The organism is Bartonella sp. AA86SXKL, assembly GCF_042196885.1.
In genome coordinates this window covers 932-1,212 of sequence record NZ_JBHIRE010000111.1, presented here as the reverse complement: position 1 = coordinate 1,212, position 281 = coordinate 932, and the positions used below count along the sequence as shown (strand labels likewise).

The following is a 281-nucleotide window of genomic DNA, read 5'->3' as shown; positions in this document are numbered from 1 at the left end:
TGAACGCACATGATTTGTTGACCATAACAAATACCAAGAACTGGAATATCCATTTCAAAAATTTCCATCGGAGCACGCGGTGAACCTTCATCAATAACGGAATAAGGACTGCCTGATAAAATAACAGCTTTTGGTTTTATCCTTTGCATGCCCTCTAAAGCTAATTGAAAAGGAACAACTTCACAATAGACACCCATCGCTCTTACTCGCCGTGCGATAAGCTGTGTAACTTGTGAACCAAAGTCAATAATAAGAACAGTGTCTGAATGTGATATGCTCAT

The 281-nt window shown here is 39.1% G+C and carries 1 protein-coding gene; it reads right to left on the bottom strand.

Going from position 1 to position 281, the window contains the following annotated elements; genetic code table 11:
• On the bottom strand, nucleotides 1-281 hold a 281-nt coding region (locus ACFIO5_RS10260; protein ID WP_404978048.1), incomplete at both ends, for a glutamine amidotransferase-related protein.